The 20,740-nt window shown below is 45.7% G+C and carries 14 protein-coding genes and 1 pseudogene; 12 read left to right on the top strand and 3 right to left on the bottom strand.

Going from position 1 to position 20,740, the window contains the following annotated elements; genetic code table 11:
* Positions 1 to 25 precede the first annotated feature (25 nt).
* Both NDA06_RS02865 and NDA06_RS02860 read right to left on the bottom strand, forming a co-directional pair.
* Positions 26 to 1,438: a DICT sensory domain-containing protein gene (locus tag NDA06_RS02865; RefSeq protein WP_190984959.1), complete on the bottom strand. Its 1,413-nt coding sequence runs from the start codon at positions 1,436 to 1,438 to the stop codon at positions 26 to 28.
* 99 nt (positions 1,439 to 1,537) lie between these two features.
* Positions 1,538 to 3,109, bottom strand: coding sequence for a photosystem II high light acclimation radical SAM protein (locus NDA06_RS02860; protein WP_190984960.1), 1,572 nt, complete (start codon positions 3,107 to 3,109; stop codon positions 1,538 to 1,540).
* A 35-nt stretch (positions 3,110 to 3,144) separates the two neighbouring features.
* On the opposite strand from NDA06_RS02860, the gene NDA06_RS02855 reads away from it, so the two are divergent.
* The 8 genes from NDA06_RS02855 to NDA06_RS02820 all read left to right on the top strand — a co-directional run bounded on the left by NDA06_RS02855 (position 3,145) and on the right by NDA06_RS02820 (position 10,231).
* Positions 3,145 to 3,300 carry a hypothetical protein gene (locus NDA06_RS02855; protein WP_190536950.1) on the top strand — a complete coding sequence of 52 codons (156 nt, stop codon included), beginning with the start codon at positions 3,145 to 3,147 and terminating at the stop codon, positions 3,298 to 3,300.
* Positions 3,301 to 3,420: 120 nt separating this feature from the next.
* Positions 3,421 to 3,723, top strand: a complete 303-nt coding sequence (locus NDA06_RS02850; protein WP_190411779.1) for a hypothetical protein — start codon at positions 3,421 to 3,423, stop codon at positions 3,721 to 3,723.
* 42 nt (positions 3,724 to 3,765) lie between these two features.
* Positions 3,766 to 4,161, top strand: coding sequence for a DUF1830 domain-containing protein (locus tag NDA06_RS02845; protein ID WP_190675535.1), 396 nt, complete (start codon positions 3,766 to 3,768; stop codon positions 4,159 to 4,161).
* Between the two features lie 318 nt (positions 4,162 to 4,479).
* A complete protein-coding gene (locus tag NDA06_RS02840; RefSeq protein ID WP_190984961.1) occupies positions 4,480 to 4,917 on the top strand; it encodes a DUF4079 family protein in 438 nt (145 codons plus the stop codon).
* Positions 4,918 to 5,175: 258 nt separating this feature from the next.
* On the top strand, positions 5,176 to 5,499 hold the full coding sequence (locus NDA06_RS02835; protein ID WP_190526401.1) for a hypothetical protein: 324 nt from the start codon (positions 5,176 to 5,178) through the stop codon (positions 5,497 to 5,499).
* Positions 5,500 to 5,857: 358 nt separating this feature from the next.
* A complete protein-coding gene (locus tag NDA06_RS02830; RefSeq protein WP_242037445.1) occupies positions 5,858 to 6,760 on the top strand; it encodes a PhnD/SsuA/transferrin family substrate-binding protein in 903 nt (300 codons plus the stop codon).
* Positions 6,761 to 6,828: 68 nt separating this feature from the next.
* The gene (locus tag NDA06_RS02825) at positions 6,829 to 8,736 is read left to right on the top strand and encodes an ATP-binding protein (RefSeq protein WP_190984962.1); all 1,908 of its coding nucleotides are present in this window, start codon (positions 6,829 to 6,831) and stop codon (positions 8,734 to 8,736) included.
* Positions 8,737 to 9,115: 379 nt separating this feature from the next.
* Positions 9,116 to 10,231, top strand: a complete 1,116-nt coding sequence (locus tag NDA06_RS02820) for an AI-2E family transporter (protein ID WP_190666921.1) — start codon at positions 9,116 to 9,118, stop codon at positions 10,229 to 10,231.
* Between the two features lie 7 nt (positions 10,232 to 10,238).
* On the opposite strand, the gene NDA06_RS02815 is transcribed toward NDA06_RS02820, so the two are convergent.
* On the bottom strand, positions 10,239 to 14,978 hold the full coding sequence (locus NDA06_RS02815) for a PAS domain S-box protein (protein WP_190984963.1): 4,740 nt from the start codon (positions 14,976 to 14,978) through the stop codon (positions 10,239 to 10,241).
* A 270-nt stretch (positions 14,979 to 15,248) separates the two neighbouring features.
* Here NDA06_RS02815 and NDA06_RS02810 point away from each other — a divergent pair, with 270 nt between their 5' ends.
* The 4 genes and pseudogenes from NDA06_RS02810 to NDA06_RS02795 all read left to right on the top strand — a co-directional run.
* On the top strand, positions 15,249 to 17,147 hold the full coding sequence (locus tag NDA06_RS02810) for a response regulator (RefSeq protein ID WP_190984964.1): 1,899 nt from the start codon (positions 15,249 to 15,251) through the stop codon (positions 17,145 to 17,147).
* 487 nt (positions 17,148 to 17,634) lie between these two features.
* Positions 17,635 to 19,224, top strand: coding sequence for an ADP-ribosylation family protein (locus NDA06_RS02805; RefSeq protein WP_190984965.1), 1,590 nt, complete (start codon positions 17,635 to 17,637; stop codon positions 19,222 to 19,224).
* A gap of 192 nt (positions 19,225 to 19,416) precedes the next feature.
* Positions 19,417 to 20,478 (top strand): DUF3365 domain-containing protein, encoded by a 1,062-nt coding sequence (locus NDA06_RS02800; RefSeq protein WP_190984966.1) that lies wholly within the window; start codon positions 19,417 to 19,419, stop codon positions 20,476 to 20,478.
* Between the two features lie 71 nt (positions 20,479 to 20,549).
* A pseudogene (locus tag NDA06_RS02795) lies at positions 20,550 to 20,654 on the top strand (Swarming motility protein ybiA); the annotation flags it as partial.
* Positions 20,655 to 20,740: the final 86 nt, after the last annotated feature.

Raw genomic sequence — 20,740 nt, 5'->3', positions numbered from 1 at the left:
CAAAACTCATAACTCATCACTTTCATTACCCATTGCCCATTAATGAAGGTTGCACTGCTGTACCGGCATAGAGATTTGCATCCAAGAGCCACATTCCCGCCGTCACTTTAGTGGGCGTGACAGGTAGAGTCAAACCCTGTTGCATCCCCATGACGAGGAGTGATAGAGTTTCAACCAATTTGGGATCGAAGCGATCGCCCTGTTGTTGCCGACACTCTTCTAAAGCTTTGGATAAATTCTCTTCGCTGTCGGGATTGGCATTTCTTGCTTGCGCCAGTCGCCACTGAAAGTCTGAGACTAATTCCAAAATTCTCGATTCCAAGGGAATTTCATCACCCGCTAACCCGGCTGGCTCACCCGTCCCGTTCCACCACTCGGTTTGGTGAGTGACGATTTGGGCAACTGCCCGCAGTTGTGACATTCTTCTCAATACTTGCGCTCCTGGCACCAACGGACAAGTCAGCGCACAACTCGGTGCCTCCTCGTCGTAGCGACTCGACTTAGCCGCAGCCAATACACTTTCCGCCCCCTGCAACGGATCGATGCGGTGCAGCAACCCGGCAAGGCGCAGGCGTTTCATCTGCCAAGCGGGTAAATCGAGCATTTGCCCGATCATTTCGGAGAACGCTACCACTTCTGCTGCTGCCATTGGGTTAGTGACATCTGCCATATCCATGAGTTGCGCCATCCGCAAGAATGCCTGGATTTCGTTGGAAACTAAGTTCCGATCCAGCGCTTGTTGGCGAGATCCGGCGGGGATGTCTAGATTGGTGCCGGTTGATATATCTTCTTGCCCATGCTGGAGATACTCCACTACGGAAGACACCACTGCACCGAGATTGTGAGGGGTTCCTAAGGAGGGCTGCATGGACTCCTTGCAGGCGATGAGTTTTTTCTCTAGTTCCGGGTTGTAGCGACCAATATGGGCGATCGCTATATCCACCGTTTCTTTCACTAACTCTGGCTCAAACGTCCACAGCCCATAGAATTTGCGCTCCAAGTCAGACGCGGGTAGCCCTGCTGCACCATAATCTTCTTCCGAAAGCTCTTGACACAGCACCATCGCCGTGTATGTCGGCGAAAAGATGATTAAGTGCCACTCTTGGGCAACCGGATCGGAGGGATCTAAGGCCACTAAATCCACGTTTGGGCGTTGGCTAGTTGGGTGTTCGGTAAACCCCGAATCTGACGCCGCCATAATCGCGATCTGGCCTGCTTTCTGTGCGATGTCTCCATAGCGATCGGCTTCTTGCAGATACCATTTGCCTCTTTGAAAAGCGGCAATGGTCAAGGGAGAACTGTCCTCCGTTAAGATGTGGTCTTCTAGCGCATGGCACAGGGCAACGAGGGTGTTTTTGTAGTACACCCCAAATCGAATTGGTCTTTTACTCGATCTGTGGGCAACTTCTAGCTGTTGCAGAATGGAGCCTTCTAACATAATTTTGGTTTTATTAAATGGACCGCAAAGACGCAAAGAGCAAGCGAAGAAGAGCAATGCAGGCTAGGGTGGGCAATCGCTACTTAGCTATTTATGAAGCTAAGATACCGTAACTAGGTGTTTTTCTTTTGGCTGAATCGGTGCCGCAAGGGCTTCTTCTAAGTCGGCACAACCAAGTTTTTCCTCTAGAATTTTCATCACTTCTCGCCCGAAATCGTTGGGGTTTTGCTGCCATGCTTGCAGGCAAACTTCCCCAAAGAATGAGCCGAGGGGTTCTGGATTCCAAAGTAATTTTTTGGCTGTCCACGGCATAATGCTCATGGGATTGTATCCGGGTTTAAGGACATTCTGATCGAAGGCATATTCTTCTAAATGAGTATGAGGTTGTAAGCCAATAAAGAAGATTGCCGGTTCGACTTTATCTGCACCAAAGATCCGCTCTAGTTCCCGGTGGTAGGCAATGGTTTGGCGAATCGTTTCATGCGTTTCGTCGATTACATTAAATGAGTAATTGACGGAAACTAAATCGTTGAAACCTGCTACTTTTAAGTCGCGGCAATTTTCTAAAACGGTTCGCAGGTTATAGCCCATCCGCATCTTCCGCACAAGTTCTTGGGAACCGCTGGTAATGCCGATTTCAAAGTAGTTCATGCCGGTTTTTGCCATCAAGTCGCATAACTCAGGCGTTAAATTGTCTGCCCGAATATAAGCTGCCCAATGGATATCTTTCATCCCAGCGTCGAGGATTTTCTGCAATAGCTCAACGGCGTCATCGATAAATTTCCGAGCTGGGATAAACTGAGCATCAGTAAACCAGAAGTTACGAATCCCTCGGTTATAAAGTTGTTGCATCTCTGCGACAACTTCATCGGCTGGGTTAATCCGTACCTGCTTGCCCTCAATCACTGTATAAATGCAGTAACAACAGTTGTGGGGACAACCGCGCTTTGTCTGCACGCCGACGTAGAAATCTTCGTCTTGCAGATAATATTGAAACTCAGGCCAAATGGTTTCGATGTAGTCGTAATTGCAGGCGGTTTTTTCGATATTCGTAGGACGTTCGTGGATCATGCGATCGCGTGGCGTTGTCTCTCCCACCACATAGCATCGTTCATCCCGAAAATCCTGCCCTCGCAGCATTTTCTCCAGCAGCGCTTCGCCTTCACCCACCGAAACAACTGTCCCGGATGGCAGACTCTTACCGAGTTGTTCGTAAAATACGCTCACAGCACCACCACCGACAACGGCTTTGGCTTCTGGATGATATTTTTGAGCGCGTTTGAGTCCCCGTTTGATTAATCCCAGGTTGCGCCACAGTTCGGTGTAGTATGCCGTGGTGACGCGCAACCCTCCCAGTGCCCCGCGCAATTTCAGCAGCGGATTTTTGGCGTAGTAAAACTCAAAGGCGTGCTGGAGTGGGTTGCCACCTCTGCCGCCCACGGGCGCATAAATCTGAATATCGCGCCAGGAAAATACTAGGAGTGTAGGTTTAAACTCATCGACACATTTATCCAACGCCCCAGTGAAATCCAGAGGCGGCACGGTTCCTAAGTCAAAGATCCGCTGTTCGACTTCTGGGAATTGCTTGTGTACGTGATCGGATAAGTAAACCACTCCGATCGGGAAAATCGGGTTGCAGGGGAGACGGACGTAGAGAATTCGATTATTCATCGTGTCTTTTTGTATCTAAATTTACTACTACTGAGATGGAAAGCGACAAATGCGATCGCTTTCTCAAAAATTATTCTGGCTATGACTTGCTCTCAGGATTCGAGCCATGTTTGGTATCTTTAGCGACTAGATGTGAATCCGCCATTGACCCGCAGGCATTACTGGCGACAGCAGCACCTCTGTATCTATAAATGAAATGATTCTGAAAGGTCTTTATATAACTTTACGATAACATTGACTATCCTCAGTCTTGCCCTGATTTTGGTTCTGGAGCCAAAAAAGAAAGCCGAACACTGCAAAATCGATCTCTAGTGGCAGCCGGTTCTCAACAACAAGTCAAAATTCAGCACCAATTCATTGCTTATCCTGGAAAAACCTTGGCTTCGCTTGCATTTTCATCTGGCAATGCTGGCATGAGACGTGAGGGAGGTATTTTTACCGGGAGTCATAGTGCGAGTCGGAAGCTTAAGCACGGAAAATTGCCGTTACAATCGCCAGTAGCAAAAATTACTAAAACGGGAATTTTTTCCTCTAACTTTGGGGGGATATCTCACCAGAATATTCAGTTGGTATTCGTGTTTACAACAAGCCGGGATCGCCGAATGTTAGCTTAGTTATGGTAATCCTAGGCAGTGGCGCAAAGCTCCTCAGCAGTTATGGCTCAAATACTCGATCCCCTTCCTTCTGGTAACAGCGATCGCATTCTGTGCTGCTACGTTAATGCTACAAGCCACATTCAAATTGCTCGGATCTCTAACGTTCCGAACTGGTACTTTGAGCGCGTTGTCTTTCCAGGACAACGCTTAGTGTTTGAAGCAATGCCCGAAGCGAATCTGGAAATTCATACAGGGATGATGGCAAGTGCCATCCTCTCAGATACCATTCCCTGCGATCGCTTGTGTATCAGTGAAGGCAATGATTCTGAGTCAAACACAATCGACCTACACGATGAGGAAAAAAAGATAATAAACGATAATACCCGGAAGCTTGAAATCCAGAAAAAGAGAAATTTAGAAACCGTAGAATCTTTAACAACCGCTTATATTGGCTAGTTTTGCTGAAAAAATTCAGTAATTTCAGGGTTGTCATAAGCGACAGCTCTTTTTTATAGGATTTTTAGCGATTAGCGATTAGCTTTTAGGGAAATTAACTGGTTAATTCTCGTATACGTAGATAGACAAATTCTTTTTTCTCAGCGATCTAGCAGTCCTATTATGATTCGTAAAAGCGAGATCCTAGGGCACCTCTTCCGAAGTCGGGGAGCTGAAGGGCTGGTATCTCTCCGCTAAAAGTAGGATTGCTATTGCACCAAGCGAACAGCTTAAGATGAAAAGTAGATGCTGCTGTAGCTGAATGTAAGTAAGTAACGAGTGAATCTACCTTCTTTTCTCTGGCTCTGGAAAATTGCTGCATGGTCGATGGGCTTGTCGATATTAGCCTACCTATTGCTGGGAGTTACTGGCAGTTGGATGTTTGCGGCTCGTCAGCAAAGAAGTTCGCAACCGCGATGGTTGCGTCTTTTTCACTACGCCACTGGCGCAATTCTCGTGGCTCTCGTCTTGCTGCTGCTCGCCATTGGGATTGTCGGCACGTTAGGTCATTATGGCAGCCTCGCTCATTCGGCGCACTGGATTGCCGGGTGGGCAGTGGTTGTATTAGTGTTGCTCTCAGGGGGAAGTGCAATTCTGATTAATCCCAACCGAGCTTGGGCGCGTTCGGTTCATATTGCAACCAATCTAGTGTTATTCGTAGGATTAGCTTGGGTTTCGTTAACCGGCTGGAGCGTGGTACAAAAGTATTTACCCTAGATTTAACCTTACTAGGATGGTCACAGACTAAAGTCTATGCTGCTTAGATAACCATCTTTCTTCGCAAAGCCTGTGAGCATGGATGGGGAACCCCCGCCGCTACAGTGCTTTTTCACGGAGCAGGCTGGAAATCCGTCGGTGGGGTGAGTGGCACTAGCCGAAAATTCGTGAAAATACACAAAGTTATTTCCTTAAGCGAACAGCTTAGGGTTTTTGACTCGACTAAGATGAATTAAAGTAAGCCTTTACCGCTGAGCGATGCGCGATCAAATAATCCCAGGCGTGATTTTCGTAGTAGCTCTTGCTATTTTTTTAGGCGGTATCGTGGGCGTGCGCTTCCCCCTCGGTAGTGAGAGTGCGGGGCAAGTAGTTCCTGCGGGTAGTCAAACGACAACACCATCGCCCTCTCCTACACCGACCACTACGGTTAGCCCAGTTCCAACCGTAACCCCTACGGCAACAACCCCTCCAGTAACGCAACAGCAACAACAACAACAACAACCTGCAACCCGCAGCAATCCTTATACCCCATCGCAGGTAGACCTACCACCCGAAGAAGATCCGGTGCCAGCGTTGTGGTAATCGGCTTTTAGAAATTGCAAAGGAATACAACGTGCGATGGAGTCGCTACACGAGGTTCGTGTAAGCGATCGCATTCCTCTCGCCATAAAGTCGTATCGTCGCCTACAGTAAGACAAGCGCGAACCGACAGGTCGGCGCTTCACTATCGCCAAGGTTAATACTTATAGAAATATGGGCGGCTTTAATCTCGCGTTCTGCAAGAAAATCAGCCGCTTATGCCTGCAACTTTAATAACGACAAACCTTTTTATAAGACTTTTAAAGTTAATTTTTTATTCTACGATTAGAGTTAAATAGCTTACAACCTATTCTTAACCAAAATCTAATTTTAATTAGTTAGAATTATTTCTATTTGTTTGTTGGCAAAAATTATGCGGCGACGCCATTTTTTTTGGTATTCCCTAATATTAATCACAAGCTGTACCGCAGCAAGTAACCCTAATGATAGAGATTCGCCTTCAAATGCCAGAAATTTCCCTGAAAAGCTCCGATTTACAGTAACCGAGATTCCGAGCCTTGAAGAGTTGCAGCGTAATTATGGGGGATTGCGGACGGCACTAGAGGAGGTACTGGAAACGAAACTTGAGTTTGTTCCCGTTGAAACATACATCGCCGCCGCCGCCGCCTTACAGTCAGATCAGCTGGATCTTGTTCTCACAGGCCCCTCGGAATATGTAATCATGCGTGCTAGGACAAATGCGGTTCCTGTCATCGGCATCACTCGACCAAACTACCATGCAGCTATCTGTGTCTCTGCTAACAGCAAGATCGAGTCAGTAGCACAGTTAAAAGGTAAAAAAATTGCCATGTGGCAGTTAGGCTCAACCAGCGGTTATCTGGGTCCCACCAAGTTTTTGATTGATGCTGGATTAGATCCTAAATCTGACCTAAAAATCCTCATGTTAGGAAGTCAGGGACTACCCGCCTTGAAAAAAGGTGAGGTTGATGCTTGGGGAGGGTCTACTGTTAAGTATGAGAAATTCCTCCAAGATGAAGGCTTATCTGAGAGTGAGTTACCGCTAATCGTGAAAGGGCCGCTTCTCCCCAAGGACTTATTTGTTGCCAGTAGTAAGCTCGATCCTGAATTCGTTAAAGAGATGAGAGATCGCGCAATTAAAAATCAGGACAAACTAATTCAAAGTCTTTTATCCGTCGAGGAAGGTAAGTACAAAGGCTCTCAGATAGTTCCGGCGAATGATGCTGATTACAATATGATTCGCGAGGTCTATAAAGCTATTGGACAAGGTAGTTTTGTTCAATAGCTTTAATCGCTTGATTCGACTATTTTTGGATATTTTTCTTGTTTTTTTAAACCTCTAGACTTTCCTCAATGGATCTCAAAAGACATGGGGTTGCAGATAAGCCTAACTTAGATAACCAAGGGAACACCTTGAAATTTTCTACAAACTGGGTAAGACGCTTCATTCCGCGCTTGAGTATAGCCAAAAAAATTGGTTACGGTTATTCCTTGGCTATCGGCATAGCGGTTTTAGGAACAACGATTGGTCTAATTAGCGGAGACTATTACGAAAAGAAGGCTCAAAAGCAGCTAATAATTGCCGAGAAGCAGCAAAATCTCCTCAGTAACTTAGAAAATGCTGTTGGTGAACTGCGAGCGCACCCACAGCGGCTGGTTATTGTACTAGGAGAACCAATTTGGTTTGACTACGAAACTGCTAAGTTTTTTACAAGTGTTAGTCGGAGCCAGACAATCTTATCAGAATTCCACTCTTTTATAGACAGCTACCCCGATAATTTAGCAACAAAGCCTACAGATTTAAAGAATTTATTGAATGGTTATGAAACCAATACCGAATCCTACACTCAGTTAATTAAGTTTCTCTGGCGGCAGATTGATCCAGCTAACTTGAAAACAGAAGAAATTTCGGTAGCGCAGCAAAAGTTCTTGAATTCTATCACAAGCAAAACAGCGACTAATATCATTGTTAGTTTCGACCGATTAGCAGAGAGTTTAACTAGGCTGAAAGAGACAGCAGAATCTCAACAGATAGAAGCAAAAAACAAGCTTGGGCAAGCCGAGACACTAAGGCTGCAAATTATTGTTGGGAGTATGCTGCTGTCAGTGGCGATCGCGGTGGCGTTGGCGATTATTACGGCTCGTGCGATCGCTCGTCCCCTCGAAGCAGTCACTCAAGTTGCCAGAGCCATCACTCAAGAATCTAATTTTGACCTCCGCAGTCCAGTTACCACTGAGGATGAAGTGGGGTCATTAGCAACCTCTCTAAATTGCCTAGTGCAGTGGGTAGGAGAATATACCCACGAACTAGAGTTAGCTCGTCAGACACTAGAGGAGCGAGTAGAACAACGAACCGAGGAATTGACACAAGCGCTTCAAGAACTCCAACAAACCCAATCTCAACTCATTCAAACTGAAAAAATGTCCAGTTTGGGAGAGCTAGTTGCAGGTATCGCTCATGAAATTAATAACCCCATCAATTTCATCTACGGTAATCTGGAACACGCTAACGTTTATACGCAAGAACTGCTTAATTTAGTACATCTGTATCGGCAGCAGTACCCTCACCCTACCCCTCTTCTTCAACACGAGATTGAAGCAATTGACGTGGACTTCCTTACGGAAGATTTTACCAAAATCCTGTCTTCTATGAAGATGGGCACTGAACGTATTCGGCAAATTGTTTTGTCTTTGCGAAACTTCTCCCGGCTAGATGAATCTGAGATGAAACCAGTCGATATCCATGAAGGGATAGAAAACACGTTGTTGATTCTCAATCACCGCCTTAAGCGGGGAATTGAGGTAATCAAAGAGTATGAAGATTTGCCTCTCGTTGAGTGTTACCCAGCTCAACTCAACCAGGTATTTATGAATATTATCAGTAATGCAATTGATGCTTTGGAAGACACCAAGAGCAAAAATGAGAGACAGGAAGAAGCGGAAGCAATAAACAAGGGCTTTCCCATCCAAAATAAAAAAATAATAACCGAAAAATCGCAGATTCTGATTCACACGGAACGGTTCAACTCTAACTATATTCGGGTAAGAATTCGAGATAATGGTTTTGGAATTCCTTTGGAAATTAAAGACAAGCTGTTTAATCCCTTCTTCACAACGAAGCCGGTAGGTAAAGGCACTGGCTTAGGACTCTCCATCTGCTACCAAATCGTTGAAAAGCACAAGGGGAAAATCGAGGTAATTTCGGAGTTTGGACAAGGAACAGAGTTTGCGATCGCATTGCCGATAAAAACTCACAACTAGCGTTAGCTCTTAAAAGAACTGCTATAGCAATCCGATTTGAGTTGTGAGATGCCAGCGAAAGCGAGATCCTAGGGCAACTCTTCCGAAGTCCGGGATCTCGGTTTCGCTGTGAAGAGCGCATCCCTTTGCTAAGGCTACAAAAAAGGAGGCAGAAGTTTATCTGTTGCAGACAAACAACAAAATAGTATATCGCTTCACGCGCAAACCCCGTCCTCTCTATCGTTGCCTCGCAGATGGATGTTAAATTGTTTAAGATCCTCTGCAAAGACTTTCACAGCTTGCCCCCAAAGAGCGGCTGCTGTCTTGAAAGCAAAGTTTTTTCTAAATAACTTTAGCAGGAGTCCTACGACCCACTCTCCCCCATTGAGATAGAGCAAAGATGAATCGTGCCTTTTCACCCCTCCAACAGTTTCTAATCACTTGGCTGCTCGTTCTGACAAGCGGTTGGGTGACGATTTTGGCTCTGAGATATGTGGGTGAGTTGATTAGCATTTTGCTCACAGCCGGACTGATTGCCTTTTTTCTCAACTATGCTGTTGCCGTTTTGCAAACTTTCTTGCCCCGGAGTGTGGCAGCAATCTTAGTTTATTTAATAGCAGGCTTAACTCTGGTACTCATTGGTCTGACTGTAGTACCGCCAGTGTTTAATCAGGGGCGGCAATTGGTGACAAATCTACCTTCGCTCCTAGAGTCTGGACAACAGCAATTAGCTACCTTCCAAGCTTGGAGTGCCGAACACAATTTACCGTTTGACGTGCGAATTTTGGCTTCTGAGTTGTTGGCACGAGTACAAGCGCAAGCCCAAGCGATCGCTACCAGAGGTTTTGGCTTAGTATTAGGCACTTTTAACTGGTTTTTTGACTTAATTCTAATTCTCGTTATTTCTTTTTATATGCTCATTGATGGTGAGCGAGTTTGGCGGGGACTGACGAGTATTTTCTCATCCAAAATTAAAGATGGTTTGACAGAATCATTGCAACGAAATTTGCAGCGATTTGTGTCGGGTCAGGTGTTATTGGGTGTGTTTATGGCAACGACTCTTTCCCTCGCATTTTGGGCATTGCACGTGCCATTCTTCCTAGTATTTGCGGTTTTTATTGGGTTGATGGAAATCATTCCCTTTATCGGAGCAACTTTAGGAATTGCCACGGTTGTGATTGTGGTAGCGTTTATCAATTGGTTTCAGGCGCTGCAAGTCTTAGCCATAGCGATCGCACTTCAACAGATAAAAGATAATTTGGTCGCACCTCGAATTATGGGCAATTTGACAGGTCTATCGCCGGTAATTATCTTTGTCTCTCTCCTACTCGGAGCGAAATTGGGAGGATTGTTAGGAGTGATTCTGGCAATTCCCCTCACAGGCGTCGGGAAAAGTCTTGCAGAAATTGTCCTCGATCCCATGCTGCCACCTCAAACCGGATCGTTTTTTCACAACCCCTTTGCGAAGGAAGTCGTTATCACCACAGAGGAGCAAAGGGGAATTCCTAGCAATTAGCAATTCCTTAAATTTCCTTAACCCAAGATTGAATGCGGCTGAGCGCTGTTTCTAACGCAGATACTATCTCAGTCGCTCCTGCAAGTTGGTAGTGGGAGGCGAGTTCCTCCAACTTTTGGGCATTGCTTCGCATCCCCTCTACTCCGACGTTGGCACTCGCACCTTTTATGTGATGGGCTTCTTTTGCAAGACTATCAAAGTCATTGATAGCGATTGCTCTTTTCACCGATTCTAGATGAGCCTGAACTTCCGTGAAGAACATTTGCAACAGTTCCAACTCAAACTCCCTGCTTCCCTCAGAAAGTTGATGCAGATGTTCCCAATCCACTAAATCTTGTAAAGACGAGAATCTCGTTTCTACATCTTCCCGTGTGGCAACACCCCCACTGCTGGCATTTGCATCTTGAAAAATGACTTTCGTCCAATGGTCGATTAGCAATGCTAACTGTTCCCTTGATACTGGCTTACTCAAATAGTCATCCATCCCAGCATCAAGACAGCGTTTGCGGTCTTCTTTCATCGCGTTAGCGGTTAGAGCAATGACAGTGGTACGGCGCGAACCTTCTCCTTGTCGCCGCCGAATCTCTCGCGTTGCTTCATAACCGTCGAGAATCGGCATCTGACAGTCCATCAGAACTAAGTCATAGGGAATTTTTTCCAATAACTCTACGACTTCCTTCCCATTCGCAGCGACATCGGCTTCATAACCCAAAGTATTTAGCTGCTTGAGGGCAACTTTTTGATTAATCAGATTGTCCTCAGCTAGCAAAATTCGCAATTTGCTTTGGGGAATTGGAATTCGGGAAGGTTGAGGTGAAAAATTCTTCTCCTCTACTTCTTTGCCTACCTCTTTGCCTCTGTCCCGCTGTTCCTCTTGCTTCCCCAAGATGGAGACAATGGTATCCAATAAGCGAGATGGCTTGACTGGCTTAATCAAATGGGCAGCAAATCCTGCCTTCGTCGCCCGTTGTGCCTCCCCTCGCTGATCGGCAGAAGTGAGCATAATCAAGGGTAAATTAGCCAGCATGGGATTTCCTTTGATTTGCTCGCCCAAAGTGATGCCATCAACGTTGGGCATTTGCATATCAATCACCGCCACATCATAGGGAATTCCCCACTCCAGAGCTTCTTGCAAAACTCTCATGGCGGCGGCAGCACCATCCGCCTCATCTACTTGCATCCCCCAGTGCGCCGCCTGAGAGCGAACCACTTTGCGGTTCGTGGCATTGTCATCGACCACTAGCAGACGCCGTCCCGCTAGATTGGTAGAAGTTTGGATGGGTGGTGTTATCCGTTCCGCTTGCTTTTTGAAAGGCACTGTAAACCAAAACTTGCTTCCCTTCCCTGGTTGGCTCTCAAAGCCAATTTCTCCTCCCATTAAGGTGACGAGCTGTTTGCAGATGACCAGTCCCAAGCCGGTGCCGCTATACTGGCGCGTGGCAGAGGAGTCTACCTGGGAAAAGGGTTGAAACAATTGGCTCATATTTTCTGGGGTGATGCCAATGCCCGTATCGGTGACAGAGAAGCGAATCGTTACCACGTCCTCTGATTCGCCCTTCCCAAGAGAATTTGCGGCGGTGTCTGATTGTAGTTCTGCCCTCACCACAATTTCACCGGCGTTGGTGAACTTAATGCCATTGCCAATCAGATTGGTGAGAATTTGCCGCAGACGACCGACATCGCCTTGGAGGTGGGTGGGAACGTTGCGATAGACCAAGGCAGCAATTTCCAGATCCTTGGCATGAGCTTGGGGAGCTAATAAATCTAAGACTTCTTCTACACAAGTAGATAAGTCAAAGTCTAAAACTTCCAGATCCATCTCTCCAGCCTCTAGTTTGGATAAGTCCAAAATCTCATTAATCAGGCACAGCAGGGCATCTCCACTAATGCGAATCGTTTCAACAAAATCCTTTTGCTCTGTAGTCAAGGGCGTGTCTAAAAGCAGCCCAGTCATCCCCAAAACGGCATTCATGGGGGTACGGATTTCGTGGCTCATGTTTGCCAAAAAGGCGCTTTTGGCTTGAGAAGCTGACTCAGCTTGGTGACGGGCGATCTCTAGTTCCTGGCGCTGGAGGGTTTCTTCTTCTAGGAGTTGGGATTGAGCCAGGGCAATACCGACTTGGTCTGCGAGTTGTTGCAGCAGTTCGACTTCAAAGCTAGACCACTGTCGGGGCGAGGTGCATTGGTGGGCAATCAGCAGTCCCCAAAGTTCGTTTTTCTGCAAGATCGGGATAACTAATTTTGCCTTGACTGCCAAATGCTGCAAAAATTCCCGATGACACGGTGAAATCTCAGCATTTTCTACGTCAGCCACAATCCTGATCTTTCCGTGGCAGTAGTCCTCATGGTAAGCTTCGGGGAAGATTTCCGCACTGAAAGTTTGCCCTAATAAGGCGGGCAGACCAGAAACGACATTTTCGGTGACGATGGTACCCGTTTTATCGGCTGCCAGACGATAAATCACTACGCGATCGCACGCGAGAGATTTTCTGACTTCGGTAACGGTGGTTTGAAGAATTTCTTCGAGTTGTAAGGACTGGCGAATTTTTAGGGTAATTTCGGAAAATAATTGCGATCGCAAGTTCTGCCGCTTTAATTCCTCTTGTGCCTGTTTACGCTCGATCCACAGGGCAATCCTGTCCGCTGCAAATTCCAGCGACTGGAGAACAGATTCATTGAGGGGTTGACGAGCAAATATTGCCATCACTCCCATCACAGAGCCTTCAATAATCAGGGGATATCCAGCGAAGGCGACCATTCCTTCCCGCACCGCCCATTCTCTATCCAGAATCTGAGGATCGTCTACGACAGAATTGGTTAGGTAGGGTTGGCGAGTTTGGGCAATTTTGGCGATTTTCAGGGTGCCGATCGGAACGCGGCGATATAAACCCTCAACCTGCGCGTACATCCCAGCACTGGCTTGCAGTTCCAGCATCCTCTCTTCCCGGTTGAGCGTCCAGATCCGCCCAAATGCTGCGTCCAAATACTTCACCATTGCCTCGGTGCAGCGCTGCAAAATGCTTTGCAGGGTGTCGCTTTGAGTGAGGGCAGAATCCACCTCGGCGCGGAAGTGAGCGAGACGGGCTTGCAGCGCTAATGCTTCTTGTGTCCTTTTGTGGTTGGTAATGTCCCGCGTCACTTTGGAGAATCCGCGCAGGTTTCCAGCGTCATCATATAAGGCGGTTACGACAGCGTGCGCCCAAAACCGCGAACCATCCTTCCGCACGCGCCAGCCTTCGGCAACGCTATTCCCTTGAGCGATCGCAATTTCTAGTTCGCTTTGCGCGATCGCTTGTTGATTTTCTCCTGGCTCATAAAAACAAGAAAAATGTTGACCGATGATTTCCTCCGCTCGATATCCCTTAATCCTTTCTGCTCCCGCATTCCAGCTCACAATATATCCCTTGGGGTCGAGCATATAAATTGCATAATCTTTGACCCCTTCTACGACTAAGCGGAAGCATTCTTCGCTTTTTCGCAGATCCTCCTGCGCCTGCTTGCGACTGGTAATATCTTCAGAAATCCTTAATAAATACTGTGAGTTTCCTTGGGCATCTAAAATCGGTAATTTTTTAGTATGTAATATTCTTAAACCTTTATCTTTTGTCTGTATCCGCTCTTCTGGGATATCTAAAATTTTCCCGGTTGCCAGCACTTCTCGATCGGTGGCGGTGAAAAAATCTGCTTCTTCTTTGGTAAACAAGTCATAGTCATTCTTTCCCAGCAACTCTTCAGGGTTACGACCAATTAATTTTTGACCCGCTTTATTGAAACGCACAAAATTAAGTGCTTGAGCATCTTTGACGAAAATAATGTGGGGAATATTTTCGACAATTGAGTTCAGAAATGTCTGGGTATTCCGCATTTCTTCTTCATGACGCTTGCGCTCGGTAATGTCATGAGCGACTGCGTAGATTGCTTGCTGTTCAGACAAGGGCGTTGCTTTCCACAATAGCCATCGATAAGAGCCGTCTTTGCAGCGGTAGCGATTTTCAAAAGAAATTGTATCTATACCTGTAGAAAGTTGTTGCACTTGGGCAATCGTTGCTTCCCGGTCGTCTGGATGCACAAATTCGATAAACGGTTGGCTTTGAAGTTCCTCATTGGTGAAGCCGAGAGTCTTTGACCATGATGGATTTAGACGTTTAAAATAGCCATCCATCCCGGCAATACACAGCATATCTAGAGACAGGGTGAAGAATTGAAGCTGTTCTTCTTGTGCCTTGTCGCGCTGTTTTATCGCCTGTGCCAATTCACGATTATTCCGTCGCAACTCCAGTTGCGTCATCACCTCCCGGCTGAGTGCTTGCAGCGCCACCCGCTGTTGGGGACTCAAATCTCGCGGTACGGAGTCAATTACACACAAAGTTCCCAGTGCCAAGCCTTCTGGGGTTAACAAAGTAGCACCCGCGTAAAACCGGATATTCGGATCGGAAGTCACGAGGGGATTATTGGCAAACCGCTCGTCAGTGGATGCATCGCGGATAACAAATAGGTCGGTTTGCAGGAGAGCATGGGCACAAAAAGCAATATCACGAGGAGTTTCCTGAGCCGTGATGCCAACTTTTGATTTAAACCACTGCCGATCCGTATCAACTAAGCTGACGAGGGCAATTGGTGTACCGCAGATGTGTGCAGCCAAAAGCGTCAGATCGTCAAATGCCTGTTCTGCGGCGGTATCGAGGATTTCATACTGCTGTAGCGCTTGAATCCGTTCTGGTTCGTTTTCGGGTAAAGGTGCTTTCATCTACGTTTTTGAAGGGTAGCATTCTAATTTTTACAGGTGTATTCAAAGCAATGCATATTTGTAAAGTTATTCAAATCGAGGGCGATCGCTATATCTCCTGCCTCGTTATGGCTTCCCTAAGAGCGATCGCCCAAATTTTCTGTTAACATCCACAAAAATGCCGATTGCAAGAAACTGCTGGAACGTTCCAGATTGCCTGCTAATGTAAGTAATTATACAGACAATAAATTTCCGCTCATTTAGGCAAGAGTGAAATCATTCATCATTTCTATGACCAAGCAAGAATACCTAAAAATTCTATTAGTTGAAGATAGCCTTGTGAGTCAGACGGTTGTATTTAAACAGTTAAAGAAGTTAGGGTATGAAGCAAATGTTGCTGCTAATGGTCAAGAAGCATTATGGATGAGATCCCAAGGAAAATATGACCTAATCCTCCTCGATTGCCAGATGCCGATACTAGACGGTTATGAAACTGCACAAAGAATTCGTCAATTAGAAGGTGATGCGCGACAGACAATCTTGATTGCAATGACTGCCAACGGCATGAAAGCAAATCGGGATCGCTGTCTAAAGGTCGGCATGGATGATTATCTACTTAAGCCGGTTCGTGAGGAAGAGTTGGCAGCTAAATTAGAAAATTGGATTGAAGTTATTATTAAAAATAAGCAGGCAATCGCATCCTCATCTGCCTCCTCATCTATAGATTTAACAAGTAAAATTATTCCCGTTGACTCCAGTGCTAACCCGGACGAGTCAAGCGTCAATGACTGGGTGGATTTAAATCGCTTAGACGATATAACCTTGGGGGATCTGAAATTGCGAAACGAAATTCTACAAGCCTTTTTAGAAGATACAAAAGTAAACTTATCATCGATAAAATCAGCAACTTTTTCTAAGAATTTTGAAGCGATTGAACATAAAGCCCATCAAATTCGGGGTGCTAGTGCGAATGTTGGCGTCAACAAATTAAAAAATTTAGCCGACCGATTAGAACTTCAGAGCCAACAAAAAAACTTTAAGGAAGTGACTCAATTGGTAATTCAAATAGAAAATCATTTCCAAAAGATTCAATCTTTTTTGTTTGAGATAATTGACTGGGAGAGGGTGGAGGGTGAAACTCCAGTCCTTCTTCACGCCAATCGGTCTGGAGGGACGCAGGTTGGTTCCACGTCAAAAATTTTAATTATTGATGACGATCCTAGCGTTCGGTTAGTCGTCAAAAACTCACTCCAACTTCTAGGTCATGAAGTCATAGTAGCGGCGAATGGTGAAGAGGGATTAAAGAAAGCAAAGCAGCTACACCCTCATCTAATTATTTGTGATTGGATGATGCCAGTCATCAATGGGCTGGAAGTGTGCCGCCAGGTTAAATCCGATCCAGAATTATCTTTGGCATTTTTTATTTTGCTGACGATTCGTGGGGATGTAAAAGACCGGGTGGAGGGTTTAGATACTGGAGCTGATGAGTATCTCCCAAAACCAATTGATATGAGTGAATTACGGGCGCGGGTGGGCGCGGGATTGCGATTGCAGCGGTTAACGCAAGAATTGAGCGAAGCGAATCAGGCACTGCGACAAGCGAATCAGCAATTGACTGCCCGTAATGAATTGCTAGAATCTTTGTCGCTGACCGATCAGTTAACAGGTTTATTAAATCGGCGGGCAATGGATCAGGCATTGCCTCATATGCTGCGGCAAGTCGGCAACCGCGATGCGAATACTCGCTACCGTTATTTGTGTGTATTTCTGATTGATGTGGATCATTTTAAGCGGGTGAACGATACGTATGGTCACACAGTGGGGGATTGTGTGCTGCAAGCGATCGCCGGACGACTACAGTCCAATGCACGCCCTAGCAGTCTGTTGTATCGCTATGGCGGTGAAGAGTTTGTCTGCATCACCCTGGGACTGAATCTGCACAATGGTTTAGAGTATGGTGAAAGTTTACGCTCTTGCATCGCCGAATGCCCTTTCAAGATTTCTAACGATCTGCTGCTACCCATTACGATTAGTATCGGTGGCGCGATCGCTAGTGCTGTTAATTTAGTTGATTCTCAAGATTTATTACATCAAGCAGATCGAGCGCTTTACAGAGCTAAGCATGAAGGTAGAAATTGCCTACGAATGTTTTCCTCGTGGGAAAATATTGTTGAGATGGGTCACGCTTAAATTAGTTTGGAGTTGCTAATCCTCTCAACGATGCGATCGGAGCGTTACAGTAATGCTTGCACTTCAGTATTTATCGTTGAGCTTTATTAATAGAAAGTTTTTAATTTCAGGATAGTGAAAATAACAAATGCAACTATTTTTAAATTAAAATTATACAAATCAATGGTTATATTTTATTTGATTTAATTATCAACGTTTTTAGAAGATTTTACTTAAAATTAAAATTATAAAAATCATAAAAAAATGAAATTTAATTTCTGATTCTCGATTGCTTGTCAGTGGCTGTACAGGAAACAAAAAGTCAATAGCAGTGATTCCGAGCCTAGCAGAAGGATGCCCAAAAGTTTAGATTTGCCGCCAGTCATCAGAGTAAAATTAAGATGGTTTAAGAGCCTGACAAGAGAACTTCAGACAAGCGAGGAGTGCTAGTTGCAAGACCGCTGCGCTTACCCCGCATCCGCTTAGCGATGCTGTGAGGAGGGAGGAAATGAAAAATTTCAAACCAGGAAGCGTAGGAGCGATAACCGCAGGCCCCTTTAGTGATTTTCAGGGTGTGGTAGTTAAGTTGCAGCCTGGAGAAAAGATTGTTGTTGAAGTCGAAATATTGGGTCGCAAAGCAGAAATCACCCTAAATCAAGAGCAATTCGAGCTACTGGGTGAAGACCCCCGTCCGCGTTTCCGGGACGAGATTGAAAAAGATATCGACCAGATGCTTCAGGAGGAATTTGATAATTGGTGGCTAAAGCAGTTGGATCGACCAGAGGATGATTTAGTTGCCGAGTGGTCTGCTTTCTGTGCATTTCGTCAAGAATTTGAGGCGAAAGCTGCCGTAGAACGACAGACTTTGCTCAATGCTTTTGAAGCATCTTTTACAGCGATCGCAGAACATGGCGTTTCATGGGCAAAACAACGCTGGGAAACAGAAACAGAACGCTGGACGCCAAACGCCTATCGGCACGAAGAATTCTACAAAGCTGCGCGTCAGCAAATTAAAGAATGCCCTGATGATTCAGGTCATTGGACGGATATCTGGCGACATCTGTGGCAAGCGGCAAATGAACGTTCCTGGAAAGCGGAATACATGGCATGGCGTCAGGAAAATCTGCCGGATGCTGCCACGATCGAGCAGATGCGCCTGGATGCCCGACAAAAAGCGCAAGCGTTGGTGGAAGCCGTGCGATCGCTGGTACAACAAACCCACGGCTTGACCTTACCCGACCATGTTTTTGCATTCTGGGCTTTCTGGCTCAGCTTAACTCCGATTGAGCGGCAAGAAATGCACTGGATTGCAACACCTTGCGGTTTGTTTGATTTATTCAGTGAAGAAGGTTTGCAGCGAAAACCCATACCAGAACTTGACCATCGCTTACATTACCGCTATTACCGCGATCCGCCGGAGTTTCTCACTTTGCTGTACGGGGGCGGCGATGGTTTGCATTTTGGTCTTTGGTACGATGACCCCAGAGAACTTCCCACGGGTGTGATGTATTACTGGAACAACGATGGCATTCCCGTCTGTGATGACGGTTGTCAAACATTGCTCCAACAGGTTCGCTTCCAAATCGAAAAAGCGGTCTCTCAACTGGAATATGACCGCTATGACAACGATTCCCGGCATCGACGAGTTAGACTCTCAGCACTCCGCGACGCGGTGATGATGTTTGAAACGGCGGAACGCCCTGAAATGGGAAGTCTGTACGAGAAAGCCTACAAACAACAGCGGCTGGGTGCCAGGATTGCGACTGAGGATGGTGCAGGGGTGGCAATTCCCGGCTTCAGCGCCGAAACTTTCCCTCAGCGCGATCTTGAAGTAATTAGAATCGCTATCTTAGGGGATGCACCAATTGTCCAAGACTGGATTGTGGCAGCACTAGAAGCTTGTGCCGAGGGTCAACCGGCTGAGGCGCTGGCATTCGGTCGTGACTTGCACTGGCTTTCCGCTGGGAATCTAGAACGAGAAGCGGCTGCTGCCAAACTGCTGGATGCTGCCTACCGCGCACTCGGTCGAGATGCTTTGGCTGCGATCGCATTCGTCCATTTTCAAAAGCGATCGCTCCAGTCAGTGAATATTTATTAGCGATAAAGTTATAGCTACCAGAAATAGTCAGCGATCGCGCATTACGAAGCACGAATTTCTTGCCGTATTGGGTAAAGAACTTTTAAACAATACTCTTGCGTTGATGTCATTTAAAGCCCTTAATTTTAGCCCTCAATGACACCTGTAATCAAAGATACTGGGCGCTCATTGTGATAAAACAGGAAAATAATCATGTTGAATAAATTCAAGCTGGGTACCAAATTCACCTTACTTCTATCGCTAGTTTTTATCTTTGGGATTGTTGTTAGTGGGATTGCTTTGTCTAAGGCACTTCAGCATAGAGCCGAAAATGAAATTATCTCTAAAGGTGTAGTTCTCATGGAGACAATGAACTCACTGAGAGACTATACAAATACTCAGATTAGTCCTCTCTTAGCGCGGAGTGCAGAAGCTCAACCAGAATTTATTCCTGAAACAATTCCTAGCTTTTCTGTAAGAGAAGTTTTTGAAGGTTTACGCCAGAAAGGAGAATATAAAGATTTATTCTACAAAGATGCTACTCTGAATCCTACAAATTTGCTAGATAAAACAGATAACTTTGAAGACAAAATTGTAAACCGCTTTCGCAACGAACCAGAAACGAAAGAAATCTCAGGTTTTCGCTCTTTATTTGGCAAGCAAGTATTTTATAAAGCTTTACCGATTGCGATTGAACAAGAGAGTTGTCTCCGCTGCCATTCGACTCCAGCCGCAGCGCCGAAGAATTTGATAAAAACCTATGGCAGTAAAAACGGTTTTGGTTGGCAATTAAAGGAAATTATTGGTGCTCAAGTCATCTATGTCCCCGCCGAGCAAGTTTTTGAGAGAGCCAACCGTTCTTTTTTCCTAATTATCGGAATTTTTCTCGGCATTTTTACTTTTGCCGTGCTTATAATTAATTACTTATTAAAACGAACTGTTGTTCAGCCAGTTAAACTCATGGCTAAGCTGGCTCAAAAAATTACTGCTGGTACAACTTCCGATAAAGTTGAGGAATTCGATTTAGAAAGTTTAAAAGATGTTGCCCGTCGTGCCGATGAATTGGGACAGATGGGGCGGGTTTTCGAGAGCATGGCGCGTGAAATTTACGCCCGCGAACAACGCCTGAAACAACAGTTACAGGAACTCCGGATCGAGATTGATGAAGCCAAAGCAGCGCGTCAGGTAGCTGAAATTACAGAGTCGGACTATTTTCAGGAATTGCAGAAAAAGGCTAAACATCTAAGGAAAAGATCCAAAGAATCCGATACATAAATTTAAATTTCCTATCTTGTGTAGCAGCTTAGCATTTAGTCTTTACTCAGCTAAAATTTACACTTTTTCCACTGACTATTTACTTTTACAGTACCCGCGAAAAATATGGTTGTTTCTCTAATTTTTCGCCTCACGGCTTTGAATTAGATGGGTTTTATTGGCCTACCAGCGAACATTAGACCTCCTGCATGAATGGTCAAGTAGTGTGCCAGTTCATAATCGAGATTGCACAATAAGGGAGTAGATCAGCATCAAGAAACTG

Source organism: Trichocoleus sp. ST-U1 (assembly GCF_039961835.1).
Lineage (GTDB): Bacteria > Cyanobacteriota > Cyanobacteriia > Cyanobacteriales > FACHB-T130 > FACHB-T130.
The sequence above is the reverse complement of the archived record's forward strand: the minus strand, read 5'-3'. Positions and strand labels throughout refer to the sequence as shown.